Genomic DNA, 6,933 nt, shown 5'->3' on the forward strand with positions numbered 1-6,933 from the left:
CTTATATAGCTTCTATATAAATCAAACAATGAATTATTTAACTCGTATTCTAATATTGGCGATAATGAATCTTTATTCAATTTCTCTTTTATTGTGTTTATTTCTGCGACTCTATTTTGGGTATAAACTTTGGAGTTATCTATAGTCTGATCAAGAACACTCAATATAGAATCTTTAGTTTCAGAGTGAGCCTTAATTGATAATATTAGTAATGTTAAAAAAAGGTATGTTCTTATCATATAATATATTTTGTCATAGTTTAGAACAAAGAAAATATTTTTTTCTCAAAGTACAAAGTGTAAAAAAAATATATCCAAAATCTGGCAAATAAAATATTTATAAAATCCACTTAAAAAGAATTTGTTGATTTTAATAAGCAGCTGATTATTAAGGCACTATTGAAAATATAGGGGTACTAGTATCCACTTTTATACCACATACCAACAATTATGATATAAATCATTGCTATTTTTGAATGACTAATAATCCTAAAATTTTAATAATTAAACGCATGAGAAAAACATTTTTTACCGTTACGTTATTTGCTGCATTATTAGTAGCAGCACAAGAAAAACCTATATACCTTAATCAATCGAATACGATTGAAGAAAGAGTTGAAGATGCATTGTCAAGAATGACTCTGGAGGAGAAGGTGGCAATAATACACGCGCAGAGTAAGTTTAGTAGTCCTGGTGTTCCGAAGCTAGGTATTCCGGATGTTTGGATGACAGACGGGCCTCATGGAATTCGCCCTGAAGTTTTATGGGATGAGTGGGATCAGGCAAAATGGACAAATGATTCTTGTGTCGCATATCCTGCTCTAACGTGTCTTGCCGCAACGTGGAATCCTGAGCTTTCTTATTTGTATGGAAAAAGTATTGGAGAGGAAGCAAGATTTCGTAAAAAAACTGTCTTGTTAGGACCTGGAGTTAATATATACAGAACCCCACTTAACGGAAGGAACTTTGAATATATGGGTGAAGATCCATTACTTGCATCAAAAATGGTTGTTCCTTATATACAAGGTGTTCAGTCCAATGGAGTGGCAGCCTGTGTAAAACATTTTGCCCTTAATAACCATGAGATAAACAGGCATAACACAAACGTGATAGTTGATGATAGAGCTTTATATGAAATATATCTTCCGGCATTCAAAGCTGCCGTTCAGGAAGGTAAGGCATGGGCCATTATGGGAGCATATAATCTGTACAAGAACCAGCACGCGTGTCATAATCAGTATTTGTTGAATGATATTCTTAAAAAAGAATGGAATTTTGATGGCGTTGTAGTTTCAGATTGGGGAGGAGTTCATAATACAGAAGAAGCTATAGACAATGGGCTTGACATGGAATTCGGTAGTTGGACTAATGGTTTGACAAATGGTGCCAGCAATGCGTATAACTACTATTATCTGGCAAATCCTTACTTGGAGAAACTTAAAAATAATGAGACCTCAATAGAGATACTTGACGAGAAAGTTAGAAGAGTTCTGAGACTTATATTCAGGACAGAAATGAATACTTCAAGACCATGGGGGTCTATGCTTACTGACGAACATTATCAGGCAGCAAGGAAAATAGGAGAAGAAGGTATTGTCCTTTTAAAGAATGATGGGAATATTCTTCCAATAGATATCAGAAAAGCAAAGAAAATAGCTGTAATCGGAGAAAACGCAATAAAAATGATGACTGTTGGAGGTGGTTCTTCATCTTTGAAAGTTCAGAGAGAGGTATCACCGCTGGATGGTATAAAATCAAGGGTTAACGACAGTATCGAGGTGGTATATGCCAGAGGATATGTAGGTGATGCCAGTGGAGAATATAATGGAGTTATTACAGGTCAGGATTTGACAGACAACAGAAGTAAAGAGGAACTTATTGCCGAAGCTGTATCATTGGCTTCTGAAGCTGATTATGTAATATTCATTGGAGGACTTAACAAGAGTGCCGGACAGGATTGTGAAGATGCTGATAGAATTAGCTTAAATCTTCCGTATGACCAGGATGAACTGATCAAACGATTGTCTGCCGCAAACAAGAATCTTATAGTAGTAAATATATCTGGAAATGCCATTGCAATGCCTTGGGTTGACAATGTTCCGGCTATAATTCAGGATTGGTATCTTGGATCTGAGGCTGGTAATTCATTGGCTGGAGTATTATTTGGTGATGTTAATCCGAGTGGAAAATTGCCATTTACTTTCCTTAAAGAGTTGGAAGACTATTCAAGCCATAAATTGGGAGAATATTCCGGTACAAGGGTTGATTCTATTATAGATATAGAATATAAGGAAAGTATTTTTGTCGGTTACAGATGGAGTGACAAGAATAAAAAAGATAGGGTTCTGTTCCCTTTTGGACATGGACTGTCATATACAACATTTGAATACTCTAGGCCAACTGTTAATAAAACCAAGATCCATAGTAATGATTCTATAAATATTTCTGTAAGAATCAAGAATACCGGTAAGTTGGAAGGAAAAGAAGTTGTACAGTTATATATAAGCGACAAGAAATCATATTTACCTCGTCCTGTAAAGGAACTTAAAGGTTTTGAGAAGGTGTCTTTGAAACCGGGTGAGGAAAAAGAGGTCTCTTTCAGTGTTAAGAAGGACGATTTATGCTTCTTTGACGACAAACTGCATGAATGGGTTGCTGAACCGGGTAAGTTTGAAGCTGTAATTGCAGCTTCCGCTACTGATATTAAGGGGCGTGTCGGTTTTGAGCTCATAAAATGATATTATTATTGTATAAGTAAAAAAAGTCAGAGATTTTTCTCTGACTTTTTTTACTTATTGTACTTGAAGCTTTTATGCATTCAGCGTAAGAAATCTGGACCCCGGATTAAAATTCTTAAAGCCTATTTTATTCCGCCAGCACGAAATCCAGCTGTTTCTTTTCCAGGTTGGCGCGTGCCACTTTTATCTTTATTGCATCACCAAGGCTGAATTTCTGATGATAACGTCTGCCGATAAGGCAATAGTTTTTTTCGTCGAACTCGTAATAGTCATTACCTAGGTCACGCATTGCTACCATACCTTCACATTTGTTCTCGTTTATTTCTACATATATTCCCCATTCAGTCACTCCGGAGATTACTCCTTCATAAACAGTTCCTATATGATCGCTCATGAATTCTACCTGCTTGTATTTGATTGATGCGCGTTCAGCACTTGCGGCGGTCTGTTCCATTGCAGAGCTGTGTTCGCACATGCTTTCATACTTGTCGGCCTGTGCACTTCGTCCTCCGTCCAGATAGCGTGTCAGCAGACGGTGAACCATAAGGTCAGGGTAACGGCGTATAGGTGAAGTGAAATGAGTGTAATAATCGAATGCAAGACCATAGTGACCGATGTTGTGGATTGAATATCTTGCCTTCTGCATTGAACGCAATGACACTGTTTCCACTAAGTTCTGTTCTCCCTTTCCGCTTACATCTTTCAACAGGCGGTTGATAGACTTTGATACTTCTGTTTTTGTTCCGCTTGTACGGATTTTATAACCGAAGCGTGCGATAAACTGGTTAAGGTTGTCCAACTTGTCTGGGTCCGGCAGGTCGTGGATACGATATGGGAATACCTTTGCCTTTTTGTTCTTTGGCACTTTTCCTATATGTTCCGCTACGGTACGGTTTGCCAGAAGCATGAATTCCTCTATCAGTTTGTTTGCTTCCTTAGACTGCTTGAAATAAACGCTCAAAGGCTTTCCTTTTTCGTCAATTTCAAATCTCACCTCGCAGCGGTCGAAGTCAATTGCTCCTGCAGCAAGGCGCTTTTCCCGGAGTATCTGAGCCAGTTTGTTCAGTTCAAGCACTTCTTCCTTGAAATCGCCTTCACCGGTTTCTATGATATTCTGAGCTTCTTCGTAAGTGAAACGTCTGTCGGACTTTATCACTGTATGTCTGATACGATAGTTTTTAACTTCAGCCTTTTCGTTCATGTCGAATATCACTGAGTAAGCCAGTTTCTCTTCGTTAGGACGCAGCGAGCAGATGAAGTTGCACAGACGTTCCGGTAGCATAGGTATCGTACGGTCTACAAGATAAACGGAAGTGGCACGTTTCAGTGCTTCCTTGTCTATGATGCTGCCTTCCTTGACATAATGCGAAACATCGGCAATGTGTACACCTACTTCCCAGAGTCCCGGTTTCAGTTGTCTGATTGAGAGCGCGTCGTCGAAGTCCTTCGCGTCTTTCGGGTCGATAGTAAATGTGGTGATACCTCGGAAGTCCTCACGTTCTGCATAATCTTCTTTTGTGATTTCTGCCGACAGTTTTTCTGCGGCAGCTTCTACAGACTGCGGATAAGTATAAGGCAATCCGTATTCAGCCAGTATGGCGTGCATCTCGGTGTTGTTTTCGCCTGCCTGTCCAAGCACGTCTATAACTTCGCCGAAAGGATTTTTGGCTTCGTCCGGCCATTCTGTAATTTTCACTACAGCCTTATCGCCATTCTTTGCACCTTTCAGTTTTTCCTTAGGTATAAAGATATCGTTGGCAAGTGTGCTTGTTTCCGTAATGAGGAAGGCATAGTTTTTCGATACTTTCAGTGTGCCTACAAATGTAGCTTTTGCCCTGTCCAGAATTTCTATCACTTGTCCTTCTATCTTCTGTTTCTTGCATTTTGCACATAGAGAAATCTTCACCTTATCGTTGTTCATGGCGTGGGCCGAGTTCCTTTCAGCAATAAAGATAGGTTCCCCTCCATCGTCAGGTATGAACGAGTTCTTGCCGTTGCTCTTTCTGATAAAGGTTCCTGTCATAATCTGACCTCTGTCATTCAGTTTCCACCTTCCCTTTTCGGCTTCAATCAGGAAGTTGTCTTCTGTCATATCCTTCACAATATCGGTACATAGCATTTTTGAAGGATGAGTTGTTAGTTTCAGTCCCAGGAATAATTGCTTAAGGCTTATAGCCTCAGTCGGTTTGTTGCGGAAATAGTTTATGATGAGTTCCGACATCTCTTTTTTCTTCATTCTTTTTCCGCCTTTTTTTTCTTTTTTATTTTTAGCCATAGCTATTCCTTTCTTTTTTAGTTTCTACAAAGTAAGCAAAATAAATGGAATAAAGATATAATAGTCTTATTTATTTTCCTTTGAGCCGGTAAAAGTACCACAGTTTCTTATTTTTTCTGCTTCTTTTGTAATATAATCCGGATAACCGTACAGTCCGAGTATCTTTATGGCGTTACCCTCATTGGCAGTGCCTTTCTTTATTTTGTAATCGAAAGCCAGAGTATCGTTCTCGATATCCTCGCAGAAATGATAAAGCTCGTATTCATTGTCAAGGAGAGAGGTCAGCTCGTTGTCGTGAGTTGAAGCCAGTACTATATTGTTATGTCCTGCCAGTTCTTTCAATACAGCGGCATTGATGGAAATGCGTTCTGCGGTATTTGTCCCCTTGAACAGCTCGTCGAATACCAGAAGATAGTTGCCCGATATAGCACGGTCGAATACCTTTTTCACATTTTCAGTTTCTGTGAGGAAATAGCTTTTCCCGTTTTCCAGATTGTCCTCAGTATTTATCACAGAAAGGATATGTCTGTCAGTACTAATTCTGAATTCATTCGCAAAGCAGATGTTGAGAGCCTTGCCGGTTATGGCGTTTATCGCAATGGTGCGTATGAAACTGGTTTTCCCCGACATATTCGAGCCGGTAATGAGGATTGATTTCGTGGATATTGATATGTCGTTTGGAATACAGTTGTCTATCAGAGGATGATAGACGGACTTTGCCAACAGCTTTTCGTCATTTCCCAGTTTGGCGGGATGACAATAATAAGGTAGCTCTTCGCGAAGAAAAGACAATGAACAAATCACGTCCAGAAATCCGATGAAACGGAAAACACCGTCGATATCTTTACGTTTGCTATCAATCAGACGGAATGAGTTTATTACGTTTGTTGCGGTATGAAGGAAGAATATGTCCAGCAACTCTGTAAACATGAATAAAGGCATTGCCGCGTTGCTGTCCAGATTTATACTTATACGGAATAAGCGTAATTTCTTGGTCAGCTCCTTTAAGTTGTTGATGTAATGATGGATATTTCTGTCCGTATCGGCAAATAGACTGATTGCCGCAATCTTTCCAGCTGTTTGAATAAGTCTGTAAAGTTGTGGTATTGAGAAATAATATAATGAAAGTTGACTTTTCTGTTTCAGATGCAGATAGCAGTTTACGATATATGATATAAGAAGAAGGATAAGAAACTGCCCCGGAATGTTGCTTAAAAAAGTACATAGAAGGAAAACCAACGGCATCCACCGGCAGATATTGATTGCGTTGATATAGCTTTGCGAATAATCAGTATTCTTTCCGTATAATAACTCTGTTATTGTGTAAGCATCAGGTTTATTCAGTCTCCCTAGTAACCCTATGAGCTGTTTCCGTAATGGAATGTCATCATGTAGTTCCTTTATCAGAGATTCGTTATCCCTGATTTCCGAAATCTCATCTTTACATACTATGTGATATAAATACTGTCTGCCTATACATGATGATGTAAAGTCAAGATTTTCGCACAAACTGTCGATGTTCAGTTCGTGACGGACATTTTCGGGCAGTCCTTTTTCCCCGAAAGTCCTGTTGCGGTACGTATCGTATGCTTTGATGTCATTATCCATAGTTGACGGAATACTTATATATGCAAATATACTTACAAAAACTAAAAGATGCAATTTATTACTGTTGATGTAAACAATAGTAAAGTTAGATTGTTTTGTTATAAAATAAGAAGCATTGTCTTTTGATAAGATAGGCTGCGCCCAGAAACAAAAGCTTGAAAACTTTGTGCTTCACTCGGTTTGCACTATCTTTCCTCTAAAATGATTTACGGTAGAATGATTCCAAAGGCTTCCATTGGTATATTCATATGAATAAAGGCAATAAAATATTTACCGGCAGCATATTGTTGTCGGTAATAATTTTTTATAAGTT

The 6,933-nt window shown here is 38.6% G+C and carries 3 protein-coding genes and 1 pseudogene; 1 reads left to right on the plus strand and 3 read right to left on the minus strand.

Annotated elements, in window-relative coordinates:
- Window positions 1–239: pseudogene (locus I6E24_RS14770) on the minus strand (hypothetical protein); the annotation flags it as partial.
- Window positions 240–511: 272 nt separating this feature from the next.
- Here I6E24_RS14770 and I6E24_RS14775 point away from each other — a divergent pair.
- Complete coding sequence (locus tag I6E24_RS14775) at window positions 512–2,737, plus strand: glycoside hydrolase family 3 C-terminal domain-containing protein (protein WP_235329330.1); 2,226 nt, start codon at window positions 512–514, stop codon at window positions 2,735–2,737.
- Between the two features lie 127 nt (window positions 2,738–2,864).
- Here I6E24_RS14775 and rnr read toward each other — a convergent pair whose 3' ends face one another.
- Together rnr and I6E24_RS14785 are read right to left on the minus strand one after the other, a co-directional pair.
- Entirely contained in the window at window positions 2,865–5,012 is a 2,148-nt protein-coding gene (rnr, locus tag I6E24_RS14780; protein ID WP_235329332.1) for a ribonuclease R, read from the minus strand.
- A gap of 66 nt (window positions 5,013–5,078) precedes the next feature.
- Window positions 5,079–6,620: a MutS-related protein gene (locus I6E24_RS14785; protein ID WP_235329334.1), complete on the minus strand. Its 1,542-nt coding sequence runs from the start codon at window positions 6,618–6,620 to the stop codon at window positions 5,079–5,081.
- Window positions 6,621–6,933 lie beyond the last annotated feature (313 nt).

The sequence above is a fragment of the Bacteroides caecigallinarum genome, from assembly GCF_021530995.1.
Taxonomy (GTDB): domain Bacteria; phylum Bacteroidota; class Bacteroidia; order Bacteroidales; family Bacteroidaceae; genus Phocaeicola; species Phocaeicola faecigallinarum.

Excerpts from the sequence above, each read along its gene's own strand:
- I6E24_RS14775 (WP_235329330.1), top strand. The coding sequence starts at position 512 with ATGAGAAAAACATTTTTTACCGTTACGTTATTTGCTGCATTATTAGTA.
- rnr (WP_235329332.1), bottom strand. The coding sequence starts at position 5,012 with ATGGCTAAAAATAAAAAAGAAAAAAAAGGCGGAAAAAGAATGAAGAAA.
- I6E24_RS14785 (WP_235329334.1), bottom strand. The coding sequence starts at position 6,620 with ATGGATAATGACATCAAAGCATACGATACGTACCGCAACAGGACTTTC.